Annotated in this window: 25 protein-coding genes; 15 read left to right on the top strand and 10 right to left on the bottom strand. The window is 63.0% G+C overall.

Annotated elements, in window-relative coordinates; translation table 11 throughout:
• The first annotated feature begins 10 nt into the window (after nt 1-10).
• Nucleotides 11-1,528, top strand: a complete 1,518-nt coding sequence (locus tag C5F70_RS16745) for an MDR family MFS transporter (RefSeq protein WP_104903757.1) — start codon at nt 11-13, stop codon at nt 1,526-1,528.
• Nucleotides 1,529-1,597: 69 nt separating this feature from the next.
• Here C5F70_RS16745 and C5F70_RS16740 read toward each other — a convergent pair whose 3' ends face one another.
• On the bottom strand, nt 1,598-2,437 hold the full coding sequence (locus C5F70_RS16740; RefSeq protein WP_017848739.1) for a cache domain-containing protein: 840 nt from the start codon (nt 2,435-2,437) through the stop codon (nt 1,598-1,600).
• Between the two features lie 50 nt (nt 2,438-2,487).
• Nucleotides 2,488-3,261 carry a transporter substrate-binding domain-containing protein gene (locus C5F70_RS16735; protein ID WP_104903756.1) on the bottom strand — a complete coding sequence of 258 codons (774 nt, stop codon included), beginning with the start codon at nt 3,259-3,261 and terminating at the stop codon, nt 2,488-2,490.
• Between the two features lie 410 nt (nt 3,262-3,671).
• Here C5F70_RS16735 and C5F70_RS16730 point away from each other — a divergent pair, with 410 nt between their 5' ends.
• The 5 genes from C5F70_RS16730 (at nt 3,672) to C5F70_RS16710 (ending at nt 8,331) form a co-directional block, all read left to right on the top strand.
• The gene (locus C5F70_RS16730) at nt 3,672-5,042 is read left to right on the top strand and encodes a glutamine synthetase family protein (protein WP_046384337.1); all 1,371 of its coding nucleotides are present in this window, start codon (nt 3,672-3,674) and stop codon (nt 5,040-5,042) included.
• Between the two features lie 101 nt (nt 5,043-5,143).
• The gene (locus C5F70_RS16725; RefSeq protein ID WP_017848742.1) at nt 5,144-5,743 is read left to right on the top strand and encodes a class I SAM-dependent methyltransferase; all 600 of its coding nucleotides are present in this window, start codon (nt 5,144-5,146) and stop codon (nt 5,741-5,743) included.
• 122 nt (nt 5,744-5,865) lie between these two features.
• Complete coding sequence (gene rnd, locus C5F70_RS16720; RefSeq protein WP_046490395.1) at nt 5,866-6,999, top strand: ribonuclease D; 1,134 nt, start codon at nt 5,866-5,868, stop codon at nt 6,997-6,999.
• Nucleotides 6,996-7,289: a YcgL domain-containing protein gene (locus C5F70_RS16715; RefSeq protein WP_017848744.1), complete on the top strand. Its 294-nt coding sequence runs from the start codon at nt 6,996-6,998 to the stop codon at nt 7,287-7,289. Before rnd ends, C5F70_RS16715 begins: the two co-directional genes overlap by 4 nt.
• A 109-nt stretch (nt 7,290-7,398) precedes the next feature.
• Nucleotides 7,399-8,331: a D-2-hydroxyacid dehydrogenase gene (locus tag C5F70_RS16710; RefSeq protein ID WP_017848745.1), complete on the top strand. Its 933-nt coding sequence runs from the start codon at nt 7,399-7,401 to the stop codon at nt 8,329-8,331.
• Between the two features lie 51 nt (nt 8,332-8,382).
• On the opposite strand, the gene C5F70_RS16705 is transcribed toward C5F70_RS16710, so the two are convergent.
• Nucleotides 8,383-8,976, bottom strand: coding sequence for a nitroreductase family protein (locus C5F70_RS16705; protein ID WP_017848746.1), 594 nt, complete (start codon nt 8,974-8,976; stop codon nt 8,383-8,385).
• 153 nt (nt 8,977-9,129) lie between these two features.
• Between C5F70_RS16705 and C5F70_RS16700 the strand changes: the two genes are divergently transcribed.
• Both C5F70_RS16700 and C5F70_RS16695 read left to right on the top strand, forming a co-directional pair.
• Entirely contained in the window at nt 9,130-9,579 is a 450-nt protein-coding gene (locus C5F70_RS16700) for a YcgN family cysteine cluster protein (protein ID WP_017848747.1), read from the top strand.
• Nucleotides 9,580-9,592: 13 nt separating this feature from the next.
• Nucleotides 9,593-10,813, top strand: a complete 1,221-nt coding sequence (locus tag C5F70_RS16695) for a hypothetical protein (protein WP_104903755.1) — start codon at nt 9,593-9,595, stop codon at nt 10,811-10,813.
• Between the two features lie 65 nt (nt 10,814-10,878).
• Here C5F70_RS16695 and C5F70_RS16690 read toward each other — a convergent pair whose 3' ends face one another.
• From C5F70_RS16690 to C5F70_RS16675, 4 genes are all read right to left on the bottom strand, one after another.
• A complete protein-coding gene (locus C5F70_RS16690; protein WP_017848749.1) occupies nt 10,879-11,229 on the bottom strand; it encodes a DUF2892 domain-containing protein in 351 nt (116 codons plus the stop codon).
• Between the two features lie 68 nt (nt 11,230-11,297).
• A complete protein-coding gene (locus C5F70_RS16685; RefSeq protein WP_017848750.1) occupies nt 11,298-11,765 on the bottom strand; it encodes an RNA methyltransferase in 468 nt (155 codons plus the stop codon).
• Nucleotides 11,766-11,964: 199 nt separating this feature from the next.
• Nucleotides 11,965-12,339, bottom strand: coding sequence for a YajD family HNH nuclease (locus C5F70_RS16680; protein WP_003210675.1), 375 nt, complete (start codon nt 12,337-12,339; stop codon nt 11,965-11,967).
• A 60-nt stretch (nt 12,340-12,399) separates the two neighbouring features.
• Entirely contained in the window at nt 12,400-13,086 is a 687-nt protein-coding gene (locus tag C5F70_RS16675; protein WP_017848751.1) for a spermidine synthase, read from the bottom strand.
• Between the two features lie 78 nt (nt 13,087-13,164).
• Here C5F70_RS16675 and C5F70_RS16670 point away from each other — a divergent pair, with 78 nt between their 5' ends.
• Nucleotides 13,165-13,443, top strand: a complete 279-nt coding sequence (locus tag C5F70_RS16670; RefSeq protein WP_017848752.1) for a hypothetical protein — start codon at nt 13,165-13,167, stop codon at nt 13,441-13,443.
• 34 nt (nt 13,444-13,477) lie between these two features.
• Here the strand turns inward: C5F70_RS16670 and C5F70_RS16665 are convergent, their stop codons facing one another.
• Nucleotides 13,478-15,532 (bottom strand): S9 family peptidase, encoded by a 2,055-nt coding sequence (locus C5F70_RS16665; RefSeq protein WP_104903754.1) that lies wholly within the window; start codon nt 15,530-15,532, stop codon nt 13,478-13,480.
• 21 nt (nt 15,533-15,553) lie between these two features.
• On the opposite strand from C5F70_RS16665, the gene C5F70_RS16660 reads away from it, so the two are divergent.
• The 4 genes from C5F70_RS16660 (at nt 15,554) to C5F70_RS16645 (ending at nt 18,405) form a co-directional block, all read left to right on the top strand.
• Nucleotides 15,554-16,087 carry a hypothetical protein gene (locus tag C5F70_RS16660; protein ID WP_017848754.1) on the top strand — a complete coding sequence of 178 codons (534 nt, stop codon included), beginning with the start codon at nt 15,554-15,556 and terminating at the stop codon, nt 16,085-16,087.
• A gap of 30 nt (nt 16,088-16,117) precedes the next feature.
• Nucleotides 16,118-16,894, top strand: a complete 777-nt coding sequence (locus C5F70_RS16655) for a class II glutamine amidotransferase (protein WP_026140241.1) — start codon at nt 16,118-16,120, stop codon at nt 16,892-16,894.
• Nucleotides 16,895-16,905: 11 nt separating this feature from the next.
• On the top strand, nt 16,906-17,448 hold the full coding sequence (locus C5F70_RS16650) for a DUF2937 family protein (protein ID WP_017848756.1): 543 nt from the start codon (nt 16,906-16,908) through the stop codon (nt 17,446-17,448).
• Between the two features lie 216 nt (nt 17,449-17,664).
• Nucleotides 17,665-18,405, top strand: a complete 741-nt coding sequence (locus tag C5F70_RS16645) for a 5-oxoprolinase subunit PxpA (protein ID WP_017848757.1) — start codon at nt 17,665-17,667, stop codon at nt 18,403-18,405.
• A gap of 25 nt (nt 18,406-18,430) precedes the next feature.
• Here C5F70_RS16645 and C5F70_RS16640 read toward each other — a convergent pair whose 3' ends face one another.
• A complete protein-coding gene (locus C5F70_RS16640) occupies nt 18,431-19,609 on the bottom strand; it encodes a VWA domain-containing protein (protein ID WP_046384330.1) in 1,179 nt (392 codons plus the stop codon).
• Between the two features lie 11 nt (nt 19,610-19,620).
• Nucleotides 19,621-20,466: a MoxR family ATPase gene (locus tag C5F70_RS16635; RefSeq protein ID WP_017848759.1), complete on the bottom strand. Its 846-nt coding sequence runs from the start codon at nt 20,464-20,466 to the stop codon at nt 19,621-19,623.
• A gap of 256 nt (nt 20,467-20,722) precedes the next feature.
• Between C5F70_RS16635 and cysK the strand changes: the two genes are divergently transcribed.
• Nucleotides 20,723-21,697 (top strand): cysteine synthase A, encoded by a 975-nt coding sequence (gene cysK, locus C5F70_RS16630; protein ID WP_017848760.1) that lies wholly within the window; start codon nt 20,723-20,725, stop codon nt 21,695-21,697.
• Between the two features lie 186 nt (nt 21,698-21,883).
• On the top strand, nt 21,884-22,822 hold the full coding sequence (locus tag C5F70_RS16625) for an aspartyl/asparaginyl beta-hydroxylase domain-containing protein (RefSeq protein ID WP_017848761.1): 939 nt from the start codon (nt 21,884-21,886) through the stop codon (nt 22,820-22,822).
• Nucleotides 22,823-22,839 lie beyond the last annotated feature (17 nt).

Genomic DNA, 22,839 nt, shown 5'->3' with positions numbered 1-22,839 from the left:
AAGGTTTACCGTGACTCAGCTCAATCAGCCTACTCCAGCCGTACCTGCCGTGCGCAGCATCCTCGTCTCGTTGATGATGGCGATCTTCCTCGGTGCCTTGGACCAGACCATTGTCGCCGTGTCCATGCCGGCCATTTCCGCGCAGTTCCACGACGTCAACCTGCTGGCCTGGGTGATCTCCGGCTACATGGTGGCGATGACAGTGGCGGTGCCGATCTACGGCAAGCTCGGCGACCTGTACGGGCGGCGGCCGATGATGCTGATCGGCATGGGCCTGTTCACCCTGGCGTCGCTGTTCTGCGGCATGGCGCAAAGCATGGAGCAACTGGTGCTGGCGCGGGTGCTCCAGGGCATCGGCGCCGGCGGGATGATTTCGGTGAGCCAGGCGATCATCGGCGACATCATCCCGCCGCGCGAGCGCGGGCGTTACCAGGGCTATTTCAGCGGCATGTACGCGGTGGCCAGCGTGGCCGGGCCGGTGCTGGGCGGTTATATGACCGAGTACCTGTCCTGGCGCTGGGTGTTTTTGATCAACTTGCCGTTGGGCGCCGGCGCCTGGTACGTGGCCCATCGCAGCCTGGTCGGGCTGCCGTTGCCGCAACGCAAGCCGATCATCGATTACCTCGGTACCGTGCTGCTGATCATCGGCTTGAGCGCCTTGCTGCTGGGCATCACCGAGATCGGCCAGGGCCATGATTGGCGCAATGACTCGGTGCTAGCGTTGCTGGCCTGCGCGCTGGTGGCGCTGAGCATATTTGTCTGGCATGAGCGGCGTGCGCGGGAACCGTTGTTGCCGATGCACCTGTTCGCCAACCGCAGCGCGGTGCTGTGCTGGTGTACGATGTTTTTCACCAGTTTCCAGGCGATTTCCCTGACGGTGCTGATGCCTTTGCGCTTTCAGACCGTGACCGGTTCCGGCGCGGACAGCGCCGCGCTGCACCTGCTGCCACTGGCGATGGGCTTGCCGATGGGCGCCTACTTTGCCGGGCGCATGACCTCGGTGACCGGGCGCTATAAACCACTGATCCTCAGCGGCGCCGTGTTGAGCCCCTTGGCGATTCTCGGCATGGCGTTCAGCGCGCCCCAGGCGATGGGGCTGACGGCGATGTGCATGCTGCTGTGCGGCATCGCTGCCGGCATGCAGTTCCCGACCTCGCTGGTGGGTACGCAGAACTCGGTGGAACAGCACGATATCGGCGTCGCCACCAGCACCACCAACCTGTTCCGTTCCCTGGGCGGGGCGGTCGGGGTGGCGTGCATGTCGGCGTTGTTGCTGGCGCTGTTGCAGGACTCCAGCTTTGCCCACCTGGCCAGCGGCGCGCTGGTGGTCGAGGGCGGTTCCGGCAGCGTTTTGCTCGACGGCCTGAACGCCGCCCCGGGCCCGGCGCAGGATGCCCTGCGCGGGGAACTGGCGTTGACGTTCCGGCATTTGCTGATGGTCAGTGCGGCGGTGTCGTTGCTGGGGTTGGCGGCAGCGATTGCGATGCCTGATCGCATGCTGCGCGGCCGTGAAGACAAGGCCCGCTGACGGTCCGGCTGGACATCCAAATGTGCGAGCGGGCTGGCCCGCTCCCACCGGTTTGACCGCCTGTGCAATTCAAGGGCTGTAAGAACCGACCGCCACCATGAAATGCCCGGTTTTGCGCAAATACGCATGCTTGTTCTCGACCTTGCCGGTCACCGGGTTTTTCCAACGGTACGTGTACTCACCCTGATCCTGCTCCGCCATCAACTTGAGGATCGGTGCGCCCACCGGCTTGCCGTCGGGGTCCTTGATCTTGCTGAAGTCGGTGTTGATCAGCCGCAGGTTGGTGCCATGGGCGGCATAGCGCCGGGTATCGAGGTCGACCACGAACACGTAGAGATCGTCCTGCAGGAAACCGCCCTGCAATGAGTTGATCGCCTTCAGCGTGCCGGCTTCATCCTTGACCAGCGCCTTGACGGCCTGGTCCCGCAGCGCTCGCGCCTGTTCCGGCGTGGCCCGTGGCAGGTAATAGCCCACCGCCAGAATGCGTTCGCCGACACGCTGATAAAACACATGCTTGTGTTCGATCTTGCCGTCGTTCCAGTTCTGCCAGCGGTAGTCGGCCTGCTGGATGCCCTGGCCTTCCGGCGCCTTGAGCGCGTCCTTGAACGACTGGCGCAAATCTGCCCCGAGCACTTCGGACACATCGCGGCCGATCAAGGCGGAGGAGGGCCCGCCGCTGGCCAGCAACACGCCCTGGGTGTCGACCACGAACACATAGCGGTCATGGTCGACGAACTCGCCCTGGCGGCTGAAGGCGGCGAAGGCCTTGTCGCCATTGCTCTGGTAGTAGGCCAAGGCTTTCCCCAGCAGAGCCTTGGCCGCCTGGGCTTCCTCCTCCGGCAAGGCGGCGGCGTGTACCTGGCTGAAACCCAACAGCAACAGCCAGCTGAATCGGAGCAGTCGCTTCATTATCCGTGCCTCGTTCTTATGGATGTGAGCACAGCTTAGACGGCTGCGGCTCAGGGCGCCGCCAGCCATTGATTGACGATGCCGTTGTACACCCCGGTGGCCACGCTCAGGTGCAACCACTGGTCGACGTAACTTTTCCAGGCCACATCGTCGCGGGGCAGCAGGAAGGCTTTCTCGCTGTACTGCATCTGCCGCTGCGGGTTGACCGCGCACAGCCCCGGCTTGAGTTTCTGCTGGAAGCGCGCCTCGCTGGCGTCGGTGATCATCACATCGGCCTTGCCCGCCAGCAGTTCGTCGAAGATGGTCACGTTGTCGTGCAGGCGCAGTTGCGCCTGGCCCAGGTGCGCCCGGGCGAACACTTCGTTGGTGCCGCCCGCCGGTTCGATCACCCGCACCTGTGGCTGGTTGATCTGCTCGACGCTCTGGTAACGCTGCACATCGGCGCAGCGCACCAGCGGGATCTTGCCGTCGACGCCGAGGGACTGGCTGAAGAACGCCTTTTTCTGGCGTTCCAGCGACACCGAAATACCGCCCACGGCGATGTCGCAGCGGTGCGCGAGGAAGTCCGGCATCAGGCTTTTCCAGGTGGTGGGCACCCAGGCGATTTTGGCGTTGAGGCTCTTGGCCAGGGACTCGGCCATGGCGATATCGATGCCTTCGTAGCGGCCATCGGCACGCAGGAAGGTGTAGGGCTTGTAGTCGCCGGTGGTGCAGACGGTGAGCGTGCCGCTGTCGAGCACGTTGTCCAGGCGCGAGGGGGGCGTGTCCGCGAGGGCGGGTGTCGCCAGACTCACCAATACACACAGGGCTAAAGGAGCTTTCATGCGGTCGAGTCCTTGGGCATGATCGGGCGGCCATTATTTCCAGCAAGATGGCGGGGTGGCAAGGACGGCGAATGTTTAGCCAACGTGCAACCAAACTCCGTCAACCCTGAATTGACGCCCCTGACCCGGCGTGTGACGCTGCCAGGCATCTCCCTCACTGTGATTCGCCCATGGACGGTTACCCCGACACTTACCCCGAGACACTGCCTGGCGTGCTCGCGCCGAGCGGTCCGGCGGATGTCGAGGCGTTGCCCTCCGCGCTGGCTTTCTGGGCCCTGTTCCACTGTCGACATGCGCGCCCACCAGATACCTCTCTCCTACGTTGATCTATCCGATGGATGACGCGCACCTGCGCGCATCCGCCCGGCGGCGCCTGTGCGCCTGCCTGACGCAAACGTATGAGAATTGCCATGAGTGTTTTTGCCAGCCTGCACGAAGCCCGCTCTTTCCTTGAGCAGAACCCGGACATCGAGATGTTCGAGCTGTTTATTCTCGACAACAATGGCGTGCCGCGCGGCAAGTTGCTGCATCGCGACGAACTGCTGGCGGTGTATGAAAGCGGCCGCCCGCTGCCCAGCACCATCCTTGGCCTGACCATCCATGGCGATGACGTGGAAAACTCCGGGCTGGTGTGGGAGGTGGGCGATATCGACTGTCGCGCCTACCCGATCAGCGGCAGTTTGCAGCGCATGCCATGGCGGCTGATTCCGACGGCGGCGGTGCAAGTCAGCATGCACCCCACCGAAGGCTTGCCCGCCACCGTGGCCGACCCCCGGCACGTGCTGGCCAGGGTGATCGACGGGCTCAAGGCCGATGGTTATTACCCGGTGATGGCGGCGGAACTGGAGTTCTACCTGCTCGACCAGAAACCCGACCACAACGGCCGCCCGCAACCGGCGCGTGACATGGACGGCGGCCGCCCGCGTGCGACCCAGGTCTATGGCCTGCGCGAGCTGGAGCAGATCGAGCCGTTTCTCGCCGACCTTTACAGCGCCTGCAAACTGCAAGGCATCCCGGCGCGCACGGCGATTTCCGAATACGCGCCGGGCCAGGTCGAAATCACCCTCGAACACCGCACCGATGCCCTGCAAGCGATGGACGAAGCGGTGCGCTACAAACGCCTGGTCAAAGGCGTGGCGCACAAACACGGGATGACGGCGTGCTTCATGGCCAAACCGTTCGACGACCTGGCCGGCACCGGCATGCACATGCATGTCAGCCTGGCGGACGCCGAGGGCCATAACCTGTTCGCCAGCGAGGCCGCCGACGGTACGCCGCTGCTGCGCCAGGCCGTGGGCGGCATGCTCAGCACCTTGCTCGATTCGCTGCTGATGTTCTGCCCCAACGCCAACTCCTATCGCCGCTTCCAGACCAACAGCTATGCGCCGCTGGCCGCCACCTGGGGCGTCGACAACCGCACCGTCAGCCTGCGTGTGCCGGGTGGTCCGGCGCCGTCGCGGCACATCGAACACCGCCTCTGCGGCGCCGACGCCAACCCCTATCTGGCGGCGGCGGCGATCCTCGCCGGTATCCACCGCGGCATCCGCGAACGACTTGACCCCGGCGCTCCGGTGGAAGGCAACGGCTACGCCCAGGCCAACGCGTTGCTGCCCACCGATTGGCTCACCACCCTGCGCGCCCTGGAAGACTCCAGCTGGGCACGGGAGGCGTTCGGCAGTGAGTTCCTCGGCGTGTACCTGGCGGTGAAACGGGCTGAATATCGGCAGTTCATGGGCGAGGTGGGCGAGCAGGATTGGCGCTGGTATCTGCACTCGGCGTGAACGGATTGACGGTGGTGGTTTTTTCGACCTTTTTTTCACGTTGCACTGGTTAAGCTGCGAATCAAGGTCGTTCACTACCGTTCCACTCACATGAGCCCGTGATGTTGTCACCACCACTTTCGTCCATCGAGATCGAATACGCCGAACGCTGTGACCGTGAGCACGCCAGGGTCTGCGGCGATACGCGCCCGCCTGGGCTGCGCCGGCGTCTGGCGGCGTGGCGTGACGGGCGGCTGGTGCGCAATGCCCTCAAGGTGGCCGGCGAGCCCGGTCTGATCCTCGACCTGGCCTGCGGTTCGGGGCGGTTCTGGCCGGTGTTGGCCGAACACGTCAACCGGGTCATCCTCGCCTCGGATAACTCCCAGGACATGCTCGACCACGCCCGCACCCATCACCCGGCGGCGCTGCTCAAGCGGGTCAAGACCTTTCAGGGCTCGGCATTTTCCATCGGCTTGTCGGCGAACGCGGTAGATTGCATTTTCTGTCTGGAATTGTTTCGCCACGTGCCCAGCCGCGAAGGGCGCCAAGCGCTGCTACAGGAGTTTCATCGGGTCAGCCGCGACACCGTGATCGTGTCGGTCGCCTCCCGGACGCCAGTGGAGGGGGAGTTCTGCCAGGCGGGGTTCCAGGTCCTGAATCACCAGGAGTTCATTCCTGGCTCCAGCGTATGGCGTGTCTACGTTCTACGTAAGATGGGATAACTCCAATCTGTCCGACTATTCTTCACATGCTGTCGGAGTTTTCATGATTGCGTGTGCACTGCGGATGCTCGCAAGTCCCTTCCGCGATATATACTGCGCGCCATTCTTCAAGGGAGAGCCGTGTGGCCATCGATATTCACTGGATCTGCGACAACGATAGCCTCGGCCAGCATTGCGCCGAATGGCAGCAGTTGCCATTCGTCGCCCTCGACACCGAGTTCATGCGGGTCGACACCTTTTATCCCATTGCCGGGCTGATCCAGATCGGTGATGGCGTTCGCGCTTACCTGATCGACCCCCTGACCATCGACAACTGGCAACCGCTGGCGGCGTTGCTGGAAAACCCGGCCGTGATCAAAGTGGTCCACGCCTGTAGTGAAGACCTGGAAGTGTTGCTGCGCCTGACCGGCAGCCTGCCAGTGCCGTTGTTCGACACCCAACTGGCCGCGGCTTACCTGAACCTCGGCTTCTCCATGGGCTATTCGCGCCTGGTGCAAGCCGTGCTCGATATCGACTTGCCCAAGGGCGAAACCCGCTCGGACTGGCTGCAGCGCCCGTTGTCCGAGACCCAGGTGAGCTACGCCGCCGAAGATGCGGTCCACTTGGCCGAGGTCTTCATTCGCCTGCGCCCGCGGCTGTCGGACGACAAGTACGCCTGGGTCCTGGAAGACGGTGCCGAACTGGTGGCCAACCTGCGCCGCGAAGTCGACCCTTACGAGGTGTACCGCGAGGCCAAGCTGGCGTGGAAACTGTCCCGTGCCCAACTCGCCGTGCTGCGTGAACTGTGCGCCTGGCGCGAGCAGCAAGCGCGTGCCCGTGACCTGCCGCGCAATCGCATCATTCGTGAACACTCGCTGTGGCCCCTGGCCAAATCCCAGCCGGATAACCTCGCCGCCCTGGGCAAAATCGAAGACATGCACCCGCGCACCGTGCGTCAGGATGGCCAGTTTCTGCTGGACCTGATCAAGCGCGCCGGCAGCGTGTCCATGGACCAATGGCCGCCCGCCGTGGCTGAACCGCTGCCGGTGGACGCCGCGACGCTGATCAAGCACCTGCGCGCCTTGGGCCAGGCGCAAGCCGAACGTCTGGAGATGGCGCCGGAACTGATGCTGCGCAAGAAAACCCTCGAAGCCCTGGTCAAAAGTGGCTACCCCGACGGGCCTTACCAATTGCCAGACTCGCTGCGTGGCTGGCGCCGCGAGTTGATGGGCCAGGCGCTGCTCGACAGCCTGGCCACTGCCGGAGAACAGCCTTGAAACGTATTTGCTCCATCTATCGCAGCTTGAAACGCAACGAAATGTATCTCTACGTGCTGAAAAGTGATGCCCTGGAGCGCGTGCCGGAACCCTTGATGGAAGCCTTCGGCAAGGCCCATCACGCCTTCGACATGGTGCTGACGCCCGAGCGCAAGCTGTCGCGCGAGGACATCGCAGTGGTCCTGGAAAACCTCGAAAAGCAGGGCTACCACCTGCAAATGCCACCGGCCGAGGACGAGTACATCGAACACTTGCCCGAAGAGCTGCTGCGCCGCAACGACCCGATGTGATCGTGGCGTGCCCTGCCCGGGGCGCATTCTTTTCCATGGAATCGTATTAATGGATGGTGGCCGTAAGGATGCGGGCGGCCGTCCGCATTGTTTTTGAAAGGTTTGAACCATGCGTGTTCTGATTGCTGAACAGGATCACCCGCTCTACGCCCGGTTGCTGAGCGAAGCGGCCCCGGACCTCGAGGTGTTGACCAGCGGCGACTCGGCCGAACTCTCGCGCCTGGCCGCCGATTGCCCGGTGTGGCTCGGCCAGCCGGACCTGCTCGCCACCCTGTTGCGCCAGGGGCACCAGCCGCAGTGGCTGCAATCGACCTGGGCCGGCATCACGCCGCTGCTGGCCGACGGCCTGCCCCGCGACTATCGCTTGACCCGTGCGGTGGGGATTTTTGGCCAGGTCATGGCGGAATTTATCCTCACCTACATGCTCGGCCATGAACGCGAAGTCTTGGCGCGCCTGGTCAGCCAGGTCGAGCGCAAGTGGGACAACCGCATGGGCCAGAGCCTGGCGGGGCGCACGGTGCTGATCGTCGGCTGCGGTGATATCGGCCAGCGCGTGGCGCAGTTCCTCGTGCCGTTTGGCGTCAAGCTGTACGGCATCGCCAGCCAGGCGCGCGAGCAGGCGCCGTTTGTCGAAGTGGCCGCGCTCGATCAACTCGGCCGGCTGGTGGGCGAAGCGGACTACGTGATCAACCTGTTGCCCAACACGCCGAACACCCACGACCTGTACGACGCGGCGCTGTTCAAGCAATTCAAGCCGAGCGGGTTGTTTATCAACGTCGGCCGCGGCGTCGCGGTGGTTGATGCGGATCTGGTCGAAGCGTTGAAAGAAGGGCACCTGGCTGGCGCGGTGATCGACGTGTGCCGCCAGGAACCGTTGCCGCAGCGCCACCCGTTCTGGACCGCCTGGGGCCTGCTGCTGACCGGGCACAGCTCGGCGCCGACCTCGCCATCGATGATGGTGCAACTGTTTCTGGAAAACGTGCGCGCCTACCAGGCCAAGCAAGTGTTGCGCGGTGAAGTGGATTTCGAGCGCGGCTACTGACACCGCGTCGAACCACAGGTGGGGGCTGGCGAGCCAGCTCCCACGTCAGTCCTAGAGACTGAAATCGCCTTGCGAAACCAGCTCGCTCAACGGCTTGCGCGGGCTTGGGGTCTCACGGCCTTGCAGGTACTCGGGCAAGCTCGACTTGTCGCCCAGCTTGCCAATCGCGACCGCCGCATGCAGCGCATAACCCTCGGGAATCTTCAGCTCTTTGCGCGTCAGCGCCTGATCGAAGCCGGCCATGCCATGGCTGTGCCAGCCGCTGAGGCTGGCCTGCAGCGCGAGGTAGCCCCAGGCCGAACCGGTGTCGAAGGTGTGCCACAGCGCCGGGGTTTCTTCGCTGGCGCCGGGGGCGATGAAGTCGGTTTTCGAGGCGATGATCACCAGGGCCGACGCATGCTGCGCCCAGTTGCGGTTGAATTCGTTCAACAGGCCGAGGAAACGTTCCCAGTCCGGCGTGTCACGGCGCGCATAGAGAAAACGCCAGGGCTGCGAGTTGTAGGCCGATGGCGCCCAGCGCGCGGCTTCGAAAAAACTCAGCAGGGTTTCCTGCGGGATGCTCTCGCCGGTAAAGGCGCGGGGCGACCAGCGCTCAGTGAACTGGGGGTTGATCGGGTAATCGGCAGCGCGGGGGTTGGTGCTCATGGGCAGTTCCTGATCGTCAATTCGGCGCTCAAAGCTACTGCGCTCCCACTAGACTGACAAGTCTTGCAACACCGCCAGTCGTAAGCGCTTGGCCCCAGTGGCCTTGGGCACTAGACTGGCGGCCTTTTCACCCACCGATACCGATGTAGAACCATGGCCGCCAAAGTCGAACCTTTCTGGATACGCAAAACCCTTGAACACCTCGATCAGGAGGAGTGGGAGTCGTTGTGCGACGGCTGTGGCCTGTGCTGCCTGCAAAAGCTCGAGGATGAAGACGACAACAGCGTCTATTACACGCGCATCGCCTGCAAACTGCTCGACCTGAAAACCTGCCAGTGTACCGATTACCCCAACCGCCGCGCGTCGGTGCCCGACTGCATCCAGCTTACCCCGGGCCAGGCCGACCAGTTCAAGTGGTTGCCGCCCACCTGCGGTTACCGCCTGGTCAGCGAGCGCAAGGACTTGCCGCTGTGGCATCACCTGGTCTGCGGCGACCGTGACGCCGTGCATCACGAACGCATTTCCCAGTCCGGACGCATGCTCCGCGAAGGCAGCGTGCCCGAAGAAGACTGGGAGGATTACCTGATCTTCCGCGCTGGCTGAACAAGGAGCGAGTATGAAGGGCCTGACCCGGCTGGCGGCCAGCCTGGTGTTGCTGGCGCTGAGCACACCGGCGTGGTGCGCGAAGAAAGTCGACCTGGACTATCACGTCAAACTGCTGCCCCAGAGCGATCAGGCTGAGGTGCGCGTGAGTCTGTCCCAGGGTTCGGCGGTGCGCAGCCTGGATTTCGAGCTGGGTCGCGACGGTGACTACAGCGATTTCAAGGCCGATGGCCAATGGAAAGTCAGTGGCCATCGCGGCCTTTGGCAACCCAGCGCCGACAAGGCCAGCCTGACCTACCGTGTACGCCTCAGCCATGCGCGCAAGCCGGGTATCTATGAAACGCGCATGACGCCGGATTGGGCGCTGTTTCGCGGGGAAGACCTAGTGCCGACCGCGCACCTCGACCAGCAGGACGGCGTCGAGCTGGTCTCGCGCCTGGTGTTCGAGCTGCCGACGGGCTGGAAAAGCGTCGAAACCGCCTGGCCGCGTATCGGCAAGCACACCTTCCGGATCAACAACGTCTCGCGCCTGTTCGACCGGCCCACCGGCTGGATGCTCGCCGGTAACCTCGGCAGCCGCCGTGTGCGCCTGGGCGAAACCGACGTCACCGTGACCTCGCCCAAGGGCCAGGCCATGCGCCGTATGGACGTGCTGACGTTGCTGACTTTCGTCTGGCCGCAGGTGGAAGCCGCGTTCCCGCGTCACCCCGCCAAGCTATTGATTGTCGGCGCCAGCGACCCGATGCGCCGTGGCGCCTTCTCGGCGCGCGACTCGGTCTACCTCAACAGCCGCACGCCGCTGGTCAGTGAAAACGGCAGCAGCCCGTTGATCCGCGAAGTGGTGCATGCCATCGGCCGCTTCAGTGACCATGATGCCAGCGACTGGATCAGCGAAGGCCTGGCGGAGTATTACGCGATCGAACTGTTGCGCCGTGGCGGCGGGATCACCGATGAGCGCTATGCGGCGATACAGGCGCGGTTGACCCGCGAAGGCAAGAACGTCACCAGCCTGCGTGGCGAGCACGTCAGCGGCGCAACCGTGGCGCGGGCAGTGGTGGTGATGCAGGAGCTGGATCGCGAGATCCGCGTGAAAACCCACAACAAGCGCTCGCTGGATGATCTCGCGCAAGTGGTGATGCGGGCGAACAGCGTCAGCACCCCAGAGTTTGTGCGACTGGCCCAGAGCATCATCGGCGAGTCGTCGGTGGTGCTGGACTCCAAGCTGTTGCGCTGACCCAGAATAAAGGTGGGAGCAAGCTGCCTCCCACATCTGGATCAGCAACAGGCAGAAGACTTGGCTCAGCCGGTGGTTTTTGTGGCCTTTTCGGCCCCCGTTTGCGCCTTGGTCTTCAGGTTCTTCAACTCGTCACCGGCCCGCTCGATTTTCGTGCGCAGGCTGTTCATTTCCTGGCGACCTTGTTCCAGCTTGTCCTTGAGCGAACTGTGCCCGGTAAACCCACGCGTCAGCGCCACGCCGCCAATCGCCACCTGGAGCAGCCCGAAAATCCCGCCACGGCGCAGGCCTTTGCCGACCATGATCACGCCGCCGGCCACCGAGCCGATGCGCTCCCAACCGTGTACGTTCTGCGTGGGGCGGGCCTGGCGTGGGGTGGATTCAATGACAGGTCGCAGGGTTTTGCTGTCGCTCATGATCGGTCTCCAACAAGGGCTAGTGATACGCAACTGACTGTGTGCAGGCGCCGGATGTTCCCGGCAACTCAGTATTTGGGCCCCGAGCGGGTGTTATTGCCCTTGGCCAGGCGGTCGTAGAGCACCACGTTGACGGTGGCGGCGAGGTTCATGCAGCCGGTGGTCGGGATGTACACCACGTCTTCACACCAGTCGCGAATCTCTTTGTCGAGGGAGCCATCTTCGGGGCCGAAGATGTACAGCGCGCGGTCGGGGTGGGTGTATTCGGGCAGCGGGCGGGCGCCGTCCACCAGTTCGACGGCGACCGGGATGCAGCCCAGCGGCAGGATTTTTCTCAGGTCATCGATGCCGATCAGCGGAATGTCGTGGTGGACCTTCTTGGTGTCGGTGATGAAATCCCGGGCGCGCTCGTAGCGTTTGCCGGTGTAGAACACCGAGGCCACGCCGTAGCAACCGGCGGCGCGCATCACCGAACCGACGTTTTCGGGGGATTTGGGGTTATACAGACCGATGCAGCTGTAGCGTTTATTGCCCACGGGGAAGGGTGCCTTGGAGAAAAGCGGCGATTATACGGGGATTGGTCGGGCTGTGGTCGCTATCGAGCGCTGCGCCGCTGGCACTGCTGCCTTCGCGAGCAAGCCCGCTCCCACATTGGTCCGTGTCCATGCTCTGGAATGCGGTCAAGGGTAGGAGCGGGCTTGCCCGCGAAGAGGGCGGGGCAGCCCGCGCGCAACTTCAGTCGTCTTTCTTCATCAACCCGGCCAACGCCGCGAACGGGTTGTGCGTGGCCTTGGCGATCGTCGGGCTGCTGGTGGAGCCTTCGCCGAAGTACTGCTGGTCGGTGTAGCGCGAGTGCTCGTTGTCGTGGCAGTACAGGCACAGCAACTCCCAGTTGGACCCATCCTGGGGATTGTCGTCATGGTTGTGGTTGCGGTGGTGTACGGTCAGTTCGCTCAGGCGCTTGCCGGCGAACTCACGGGCGCAGCGGCCGCACACGTGGGGGTACATTTTCAGGGCTTTGTCGCGGTAGCCCATTTCCCGGTCGCGCTGGGCATCGGCGAGGATGCGGTCGAGCTTGGCGGTGTGGGAGGGCGGGTTGGTCGAGCTCATCATGGCTCCTGTCTTCGGGTGGGTCACGGATAGGGTTGATTCTAGCCAATCGCGGCGCAATTAGCCCTTGAGCTTTTCCGCAATCCAGATGGTGTGCCGCGTGCCCTTGTTGCCATGGGCGAACACTTGCACTTCCTCGGCCTTGAAACCGGCCTTGCGCAGCTTGTCGCTGAACAGCTTGTCGGCGCTGGCCGACCACACCGCAAGTACGCCCTTGGGGCGCAGGGCCTTGGCGCAGGCGGCCAGGCCACCGGCGGAGTAGAGCCAACTGTTGGCTTTTTGCGTAAGGCCTTCGGGGCCGTTGTCCACGTCGAGCATGATCGCATCAAAGCCCTGGGGCTCGGCTTGCAGCACCTTGGCCACGTCTTCCATGCGGACCACGGTGCGCGGGTCAAGCAGCGGGCGCCCGGCCTTTTCGCCCAAAGGGCCACGGTTCCATTCCACGACACCGGGCACCAGTTCTGCCACCACCACTTCGGCGGTCTTGCCCAGGTGCTTGAGGGCCGACGCGAGGGTGAAACCCATGCCCAGCCCGCCGATCAATACCCGCGAACCGGGGCGGCCGGCGACTTTACGACAAGGGATTTCTGCCAGCGCGTCTTCGGAGCCGTGCATGCGCGTGTTCATCAACTGGCCGCCGTCGCCGCCCTGGATCTTGATGACAAAGTCCTCGCCGTATTCGAACAGGCACAAGGCACCGCCGTTGTCGGGGATCGGGGTGGTGTCCAGCAGAACGAAACGTTTCATGGAGATCTCATTGGGAAGGGCATTCTTGCGCGGTTGGGAGTAGCCTTACGACATTCCGGTCAGGCCATGGAGCCATCGATGAAGTGCAGCATTCTAACGGTCATTGTGTTGGGCGCGCTCACATTGGGTGTGGCGCAGGCTCAGGAGTTGCAAACCGTACCGGTCGCGCCGGCGCCAACCCCAGGCGCGCCGGGCACCCCCACCCCGACGCTGTATCCGCAAGTCACCCCGCCGGCGGTGCCCAAGACGAACGGCTCGCCGCCGCTGGTGCCTATTGTGTTACCTGCGCCACCGAAGGACCAGACGGTCCCCGGCGTGCCACCGAACGACAGCAAGCCGAAGACACCCGGCGGTTAACCGCGTCGAGCGCTCCAGCGTTCAGCCAGGACCGCTAAACCAGCCCCAGCGCCTTGAACACAAATGCATATTCGAGCGCTACGTCACGTAATCCCTGGTAACGCCCGCTCATGCCGCCATGGCCGGCCCCCAGTTCGGTCTTGAGCAGCAGCAGGTTGTCGTCCGTCTTGGTGTCGCGCAGCTTGGCCACCCACTTGGCCGCTTCCCAGTACTGCACGCGGCTGTCGTTGTAGCCAGCGATCACCAGCAGGGCCGGGTAGGCCTGGGCGCGCACGTTCTCATACGGCGCATACGCCTTGATGCGCGCATAGACCTCGGGCTCCTGCGGGTTGCCCCACTCGTCGTACTCGGTGACGGTCAGCGGCAGGTCCGGGTCGAGCATGGTGTTGAGCACGTCGACGAACGGCACTTCGGCAATCGCCGCCTGGAACAGCTCCGGACGCTGGTTGAGCACCGCGCCGATCAACAGGCCACCGGCACTGCCGCCGCTGATCACCAGCTGTTTGGCGCAGGTCAAACCCTGTGCGATCAGGTGTTCGGCGCAGGCGATAAAGTCGTTGAACGTGTTCTGCTTGTGTTCTTGTTTGCCATTGCGATACCAGGCTTCGCCCAGCTCGCCGCCGCCGCGCACATGCGCAATGGCAAACGCGACGCCACGGTCCAGCAGGCTCAGGCGCGCGTGGGAGAACCACGGATCGAGGCTCTGGCCGTAGGCGCCATAACCGTAGAGGTACAGCGGCGTCGGTTTGCCAAGCTGGTCGCGCTTGACCACCAGGCTGATCGGCACCTGGGTGCCATCGGCGGAGGTTGCCCACAAACGCTGGCTGACGTAATCGTCGGCGTTGAAGACGCCGAGTACCGGGGTTTCCTTGAGCACCTGTTGCGCGCCGCTGGCCAGTTCCAGCTGGCGCACCTGGGCCGGACGGTTCAGGGCTTCATAGCGCAGGCGGATCTTGTCGCTGGGGAATTCCAGGCTGTTTTGTACGTAGAGGCTGTAGGCAGCGTCAGGCAATTCCACACGATAGGTCGGTAGACCCTGGGGATGCACTTCGATGACCGGCAGGCCGCCGATGCGCAGGCTCAAGGTCATGGCGCCGGCATTCAGGCTCACGCCGTCGAGCATCACCTCATCGCTGTGGGGGATCAGGTTTTTCCAGTCGGCCTGGGTCGGCACGCGGCCGGTGTCGGCGGCGACGAACAGGGCGTAGTTGATGCCGTCGCGGTTGCTGCGGATGAACCAGGTCCACGCGCCGTCGAGCTGGCCGTGGTCGACGTCGTACTCGTGGTCTTCGACCCGTGGCGCCAGGCAGGTGAAGTCCAGGTGCGGCTGGTCGGCGTCCAGCGCCCAGATTTCACTGGTGGTCTTGCTGCCCAGGGCCACCAGCAACTGGCGCTCGGAGCTGGAGCGGTAGCAGTGCAGGAAGAAACGCCCGTCGGTCTCGTGGAACACTTCCTGCGCGGCGGTGCCGTCCAGACGATAGCGGTAGAGTTTGTGCGGACGATGGGTGTCGTCCAGTTCGCCGAAAAACAGGGTCAGGCTGTCATTGGCCCAAGTCATGCTGCCGTCGCAGTTATCGAACGCCAGTTCGCTGACTTTGTTGGTGGCCAATTCCTTCACATATAGGGTGTAGATCTCTTCGCCATTGGTATCGAGGCTGTAGGCCAGGCGCTGATGGTCGGGGCTGATGCTGAACGCACCGAGGGAGAAAAAGCCGCCGTTGGCCAGCACGTTGGGGTCGAGCAACAGCTCCTCGCTGCTGTCATCCACCTGGTTGCTGTCGTCGGCCGGGCGGCGGCAGCGGTAGTGGCGGGCGTATTCGTCGCCGGCGGTGGTGCGCGTGTAATACAGGTACGGGCCCCAGGGGGAGGGCAGCGACAGGTCGGTTTCGAGGATACGGCCCTTGATCTCTTCGAACAGGGTTTCACGCAGCGCCTGTTGCCCGGCGAGTTGGGCTTCCTGCCAGGCGTTTTCGGCTTTCAGGTAATCCATCACTTCTGCGCTGTCACGCACTTGCAGCCAGGCGTAAGGGTCCTGGCCTGGGGCCTTGCGGGCAATCGGGGCGGCAGTGATGGGGGTCGATGGCGGCATGGAGCACTCTCTGTCTGGCGGATGGTGGCAGGCATTGCAGCCGCGACACGCAAAAGCCGTTATCATAGCGGCCTGTTTGCCTACCTTGCCATGGACACCATGACCGAGAACGATTATCTGACCGCTTGGGGCCTTTACGCCTTCGCCGCTTTGGGCTGCCTGTTGGTGTGGTGGCGCATGACCCGCTGGATCTGGCGCTGGTTGCGCGAGCCACTGCAATTGCTGATGGCCGTGCTGCTGTTGAGCCCGACCATCGTCGACCCGGTCAAGACCCAGTTCGCGCCGGCCGTGGCGATTACTGCGCTGGACCTGGTGCTCAAGGTCGGCAATAACGCCTGGCGGGCCGTCTCCGATTTGTTCATGTACACGATGATCGCCTTTGGCGTGTACCTCGTGTTTGTGTTGATCCGCTGGCCCATCGAGCGCGCCGCCAACGCCCGCCGTGAGCGCAAGGCCGCCGCTGATGCCGCCTTGGCCGCCGAGCCCGAAGACGATGACGAGCCGTTCCGTCGCCCGGCGCCTGTGGGCGGTATGCGGGTCGAACCGCGCCTTTAACGTTGTCTGCCCTGCAGCGAGAGCCCTGGCATGTGTGAATTATTGGGCATGAGTGCCAACGTCCCCACCGATATCGTGTTCAGCTTTACCGGGCTGATGCAGCGCGGTGGGCGTACCGGCCCCCACCGCGACGGTTGGGGCATCGCGTTCTATGAAGGTCGTGGTCTGCGCCTGTTCCAGGACCCGGCCGCGAGCAGCGAATCGGAAGTCGCGCGGCTGGTGCAGCGTTATCCCATCAAAAGTGAAGTGGTGATTGGTCATATCCGCCAGGCCAACGTGGGCAAAGTGTGCCTGTCCAATACCCACCCGTTCGTGCGCGAGCTGTGGGGGCGTAACTGGTGCTTTGCGCACAACGGCCAATTGGCCGACTTCACCCCGCGCGCCACGTTTTACCGGCCTGTGGGCGACACCGACAGCGAAGCGGCGTTCTGCGACCTGCTCAACCGCGTCCGCGAGGCGTTCCCGGAGCCGGTGGAGATCGAACAGATGCTGCCGGACCTGATCGCCGCCTGCACCGAATACCGCAGCAAAGGCGTGTTCAACTGCCTGCTCAGCGACGGCGATTGGTTGTTCTGCTACTGCACGACCAAATTGGCCCAGATCACCCGGCGCGCTCCGTTCGGCCCGGCACGCTTGAAAGATGTCGACGTGATCGTCGATTTCCAGGCCGAAACCACGCCCAACGATGTGGTAACGGTGATCGCCACCGAACCCCTGACCGACAACGAAAACTGGACCCGCTACGAACCGGGCCAGTGGAGCCTGTGGCGGCGCGGTGAATGCGTCAGCCAGGGCATTACCGAGTAAGGAAGTCGACTATGTTGCTCAGCTATCTGCGGTTGGTGTTGTTTGCCATTGGCTTGTTGGTCGGTGTGCAAGTGCCGGGGTTCATCAATGACTACGCCAAGCGCGTCGAAGCCCACTTGATCGAGGCCCAGACCGGCCTGCGCGGCTTTGAATCCACCGCGCAACAGTTCTTCAACGGCGACTTGCAGGCCCTGGTCGCCCACTACCGCGCCAGCGACGACCCGGTGTTTCGCAGCGATGCCAACAGCCTCGGCACGTTGTTGGATCGTCAGTTGGCGCTGGACAAGCAATTCCAGGCCATGCAAGGCCCCTGGTACATTCGCGCATTGCAGGTAGCGGTCGCGGCCGACCCGGCGATCCGCCTGGAAACCTGGAACGGCTACAGCTACCAGATCCTGCTGACCCCCGAAGCCATGGGCTGGGGCCTGGGCGGGGCGATGTTGTTGTCGTTCGGCCTGGAGTGCCTGTTCCGCTTGATCGACTGGGTGGTGCTGGGCGGCAAGCGCCTGCGCCAGAGCCGGCCGATCGAAGAGCGTGATTTGAAAGGGCTGTAGAAAGGCCTGTAATGGTGGGAGGGGCTTGCTCCCACCGTTTTAATCGCGCTCCTTCAACTTCATGGGGTCGACCTTTATGGGGTGGACACCGTCCCGGACACACGCCAAAAATCGCGCCGTTTCACGATAAGTGTCGCTGGGACGGTGGGATAAGTTGCGAGTCTTGTGTAAAAGATCCCACACTACAAAAAAACAAAGCCTACAGGAGCACTCAGCGTGAGCCGTCTGCTATTGAATTGCGACATCGGCGAAAGCTATGGCAACTGGAACCTGGGTCTCGACGCTGAGGTCATGCCGTTCATTGATTGCGCCAACGTGGCCTGCGGCTTCCATGCCGGCGACCCGAGCATCATGCGCAAGACCGTCGGCCTGGCGCTCAAGCATGGCGTGCTGGTCGGGGCGCACCCGGCGTATCAGGACCTGCAAGGTTTCGGCCGCCGTTCCATGGCCTACACGCCCGAAGAAATCCAAGACCTGTTGCACTACCAGATCGGCGCGCTCGACGGCATTTGCCGCGCCCAGGGCGGACGGGTCAGCTACGTCAAACCCCATGGCGCGATGTACAACGACATGATGGCCAACCCCGCGCAGTTGCGTGCGGTGATCCAGGCCGTTGCCGCTTACGGCGAACTGCCGCTGATGCTGCTGGCCACCCGCGACAACCGCGCGGCCCAGGCGCTGGGCGACGAATACGGTGTGATCCTGTGGTTCGAGGCGTTCGCCGACCGTGCCTACGACAACAAGGGGCACCTGGTTTCCCGCCAATTGCCCGGCGCGGTACACCACGATACCGAAGCCATCATCCAGCAATCCCTGACCATTTCCCGTGGCGAACCCTTGACCGCCAGCGATGGCAGCCCCTTGGTCCTGCGGGCCAATACCTTGTGTGTGCATGGCGATAACGCCAGTTCGGTGGCCTCCGTGCAGCGCATTCGCGAGGCGTTGAAGTGCCAGTGACGCCACGCCTATGGGAGATATCGGGTTACTTGGAAAGGAACCGCATGCCTTCTTCGAGCCCGCGCAAGGTCAGCGGATACATCTGGTCTTCGACCAACTCCCGCACGATCCCGGTCGACGCCGTATAGCCCCAGGTGTCCTTCGGATACGGGTTTATCCAGATCAGCTTCTTGTACTTGGCCATGAAGCGCTGCATCCACACATACCCCGGCTCCTCGTTCCAATGCTCGACGCTGCCGCCGGCCTGGGTGATTTCATACGGCGCCATCGAGGCATCGCCGATAAAGATCACTTTGTAATCGGCGCCATATTTGTGCAGCAAGTCCTGGGTGGAGGTGCGCTCCGACGTGCGGCGCTGGTTGTTCTTCCACACCGACTCGTACACGAAGTTGTGGAAGTAGAAGTATTCCAGGTGCTTGAACTCGGTCTTGCACGCTGAGAACAGCTCTTCGCAGATCTTCACATGGGCGTCCATCGAGCCGCCGATGTCGAACAGCAACAGCAGCTTGATGGTGTTGCGCCGTTCCGGGCGCATCTGGATATTCAGCAAACCGGCATCGCGGGCGGTGTGGTCGATGGTGCCGTCGATGTCCAGCTCTTCCGCCGCACCCTGGCGCGCGAACTTGCGTAGGCGGCGCAGGGCGATCTTGATGTTGCGCGTGCCCAGTTCCACCTGATCGTCGAGGTTCTTGTACTCGCGCTGGTCCCAGACTTTCACCGCCTTGCCCTGGCGCTTGCCCGCATCGCCGACGCGGATGCCTTCCGGGTTGTAGCCGCCGGAGCCGAACGGGCTGGTGCCGCCGGTGCCGATCCACTTGTTGCCGCCGGCGTGGCGCTCTTTCTGTTCTTCCAGGCGTTTCTTGAACTCTTCGATCAACTTGTCCAGGCCGCCGAGGGACTGGATCTGCGCGCGTTCTTCGTCGCTCAGCGAACGTTCGAACTCCTTGCGCAGCCAGTCTTCGGGGATCAGCGCCTGCAGGTGGTCGTCGAGCTTTTCCAGACCGTTGAAATAGGCGCTGAAGGCGCGGTCGAACTTGTCGAAATGGCGTTCGTCCTTGACCAGGATCGCCCGGGCCAAGTAGTAGAACTCGTCCATGTCGGCGAAGATCACCCGCTGTTTCAGGGCGTTGATCAGGTCGAGCAGCTCGCGCACCGACACCGGCACCTTGGCTGCACGCATTTCATTGAACAGGTTGAGCAACATGGCAGGCGCCCTTATCGGTTACCGCGACGGCTCATGAACGCCAGGCGTTCGAGCAATTGCACGTCCTGCTCGTTCTTCACCAGCGCACCGGCCAGGGGCGGGATGGCCTTGGTCGGGTCGCGTTCGCGCAGTACCGCTTCGCCGATATTGTCGGCCATCAGCAGCTTGAGCCAGTCGACCAGTTCGGAGGTGGAAGGCTTTTTCTTCAGGCCCGGCACTTTGCGCACGTCGAAGAACACGTCCAGCGCTTCGCTGACCAGGTCTTTCTTGATGTCGGGGTAATGCACATCGACGATCTTTTGCAGGGTGGCGCGGTCGGGGAAGGCGATGTAATGGAAGAAGCAGCGGCGCAGGAACGCATCCGGCAGTTCTTTTTCATTGTTAGAGGTAATGATGATGATCGGGCGTTTCTTGGCCTTGATGGTCTCGTCGATTTCGTAGACGTAGAACTCCATCTTGTCGAGTTCTTGCAGCAGGTCGTTGGGGAACTCGATGTCGGCCTTGTCGATTTCGTCGATCAGCAGGATCACCCGTTCCTCGGCCTCGAAGGCTTCCCAGAGCTTGCCCTTCTTCAGGTAGTTGCGCACGTCATGCACCTTGTCCACGCCCAACTGCGAGTCGCGCAGGCGGCTGACCGCATCGTACTCGTACAGGCCCTGGTGGGCCTTGGTGGTGGACTTGATGTGCCAGGTGATCAGCTTGGCGCCGAAGGATTCGGCCAACTGCTCGGCGAGCATGGTCTTGCCGGTGCCCGGCTCGCCCTTGACCAGCAGCGGCCGCTCCAGGGTGATGGCCGCGTTGACGGCCAGTTTCAGGTCATCGGTGGCAACGTAGGCCTGGGTGCCTTCGAACTTCATCGGTCATTCCTCGAATTCATCAATGCCAGACTATACCGTGCGGCCCCGGCGACTGTGAACGCAGACGGGTTATTCAGTCTCTGAATGACCAGTCACGCGTGCGCTCAGTCGATCGAAGGCGTGGTCGTTCCCGGGGCTGTTCTGCGGGCTTGTAGGAAATTGACTATTGCGATGTCTCCGACGTTCCGCTGACTGGACGCTTTGGAAGACGAGGCATACCCTTGGGGCTTTCTTCAAGCCGCCTCAAGGACCCGTCATGAGCCGCATTTTTGCAGACAACGCGCACTCCATCGGTAACACGCCTCTGGTTCAGATCAACCGCATCGCACCGCGTGGCGTGACCATCCTGGCCAAGATCGAAGGGCGTAACCCGGGTTATTCGGTGAAGTGTCGCATTGGCGCGAACATGATCTGGGACGCAGAAAGCACCGGCAAACTCAAGCCGGGCATGACCATTGTCGAACCGACCTCGGGCAACACCGGTATCGGCCTGGCGTTCGTCGCCGCGGCCCGTGGCTACAAACTGGTGCTGACCATGCCTGCGTCGATGAGCATCGAGCGCCGCAAAGTGCTCAAGGCCCTGGGCGCCGAGCTGGTGCTGACCGAACCGGCCAAGGGCATGAAGGGCGCAATCGACAAAGCCGCGGAAATCCTCGCCAGCGACCCGGCCACCTACTACATGCCGGCGCAGTTCGAAAACCCGGCCAACCCGGCGATCCACGAAAAAACCACCGGCCCGGAAATCTGGAACGACACCGACGGCGCCGTCGACGTGTTGGTGGCGGGCGTGGGCACCGGCGGCACCATTACCGGGGTGTCGCGCTATATCAAGAACACTGCGGGCAAGCCGATTCTGTCGGTGGCCGTCGAGCCGATCGTCTCGCCGGTGATCACCCAGGCGCTGGCCGGTGAAGAGATCAAGCCGAGCCCGCACAAGATCCAGGGCATCGGCGCCGGGTTCGTGCCGAAGAACCTCGACCTGTCGATGGTCGACCGCGTGGAACTGGTGAGCGACGACGAATCCAAGGCCATGGCCCTGCGCCTGATGCGGGAAGAGGGGATTCTGTGCGGGATCTCCTGCGGCGCGGCGATGGCGGTCGCCGTGCGCCTGGCCGAGAAGCCGGAGATGCAGGGCAAGACCATCGTGGTGATCCTGCCGGACTCCGGCGAGCGCTACCTGTCGAGCATGCTGTTCAGTGATTTGTTTACCGATCAAGAAAACCAGGCTTGATGCAAATCAGCGTGTGAGCGGGGGCCTTATGCATAATTGGCCTACCCTCGCGCCGTTTTAAACGCTGATTGTTGGACTGCGCGGGTTTTTCCCGAGGTCCGGAGTGTTTATCATGGCCGGCTGCTACGCCTGGTTTCCCCTCGACGGGAGGTTGTTGGCCAGGCGCTTATTTCCAGGAGTTGCTGCATGACCTTTTCTTTGGCCGCCAAACTGTCGGTGTTGCTGGTGTTTATCGGCAGCACGCTGTACGTACACCTGCGCGGCAAGGCCCGTTTGCCGATGTTGCGCCAGTTCGTCAACCACTCGGCGCTGTTTGCCCCGTATAACGCCTTGATGTACCTGTTCTCGGCCGTGCCGTCCAAGCCGTACCTGGACCGCAGCAAGTTCCCGGAACTGGACGTGCTCAAGGACAACTGGGAAGTGATCCGCGAAGAAGCCATGCACCTGTTCGACGAGGGTTACATCCGCGCCGCCGAAAAGAATAACGACGCCGGCTTCGGCTCGTTCTTCAAGAAGGGCTGGAAGCGTTTCTACCTCAAGTGGTACGACAAACCGCTGCCGTCGGCCGAGGCCCTGTGCCCGAAAACCGTGGCCCTGGTCAGCAGCATCCCCAACGTCAAGGGCGCGATGTTCGCGCTGTTGCCGGGCGGCAGTCACCTCAACCCGCACCGCGACCCGTTTGCCGGTTCCCTGCGTTATCACCTGGGCCTGTCCACGCCGAACTCCGACGACTGCCGCATTTTCGTCGACGGCCAGGAATACGCCTGGCGCGACGGTGAAGACGTGATGTTCGACGAGACCTACGTACACTGGGTGAAGAACGAGACGGAAAAGACCCGCGTGATCCTGTTCTGCGACATCGAGCGCCCGCTGAGCAATCCGCTGATGACCCGCATCAACCGCTGGGTCAGCGCGCAACTGGGCCGCGCCACCGCGCCGCAGAACCTGGACGACGAACGCGTCGGCGGCATCAACCAGGCTTATGCCTGGAGCAAGTCGTTCAGCGACAAGATCAGCAGCGTGGTCAAGCAGTGGAAGCGCAAGCATCCCAAGGCCTACCGCATTGCGCGGCCGGTGCTGGCGGTTGTCGTCTTGGTACTGCTGTGGAAGTGGCTCTTCGGCTGACTTGAAGTTTTAAATGC

Origin of the sequence: Pseudomonas sp. LH1G9 (genome assembly GCF_002949975.1) — a bacterium.
In the GTDB taxonomy this organism is placed as follows: domain Bacteria; phylum Pseudomonadota; class Gammaproteobacteria; order Pseudomonadales; family Pseudomonadaceae; genus Aquipseudomonas; species Aquipseudomonas veronii.
Note: the sequence above shows the minus strand (reverse complement) of the source record. Positions and strands in the feature narration are given on the sequence as shown.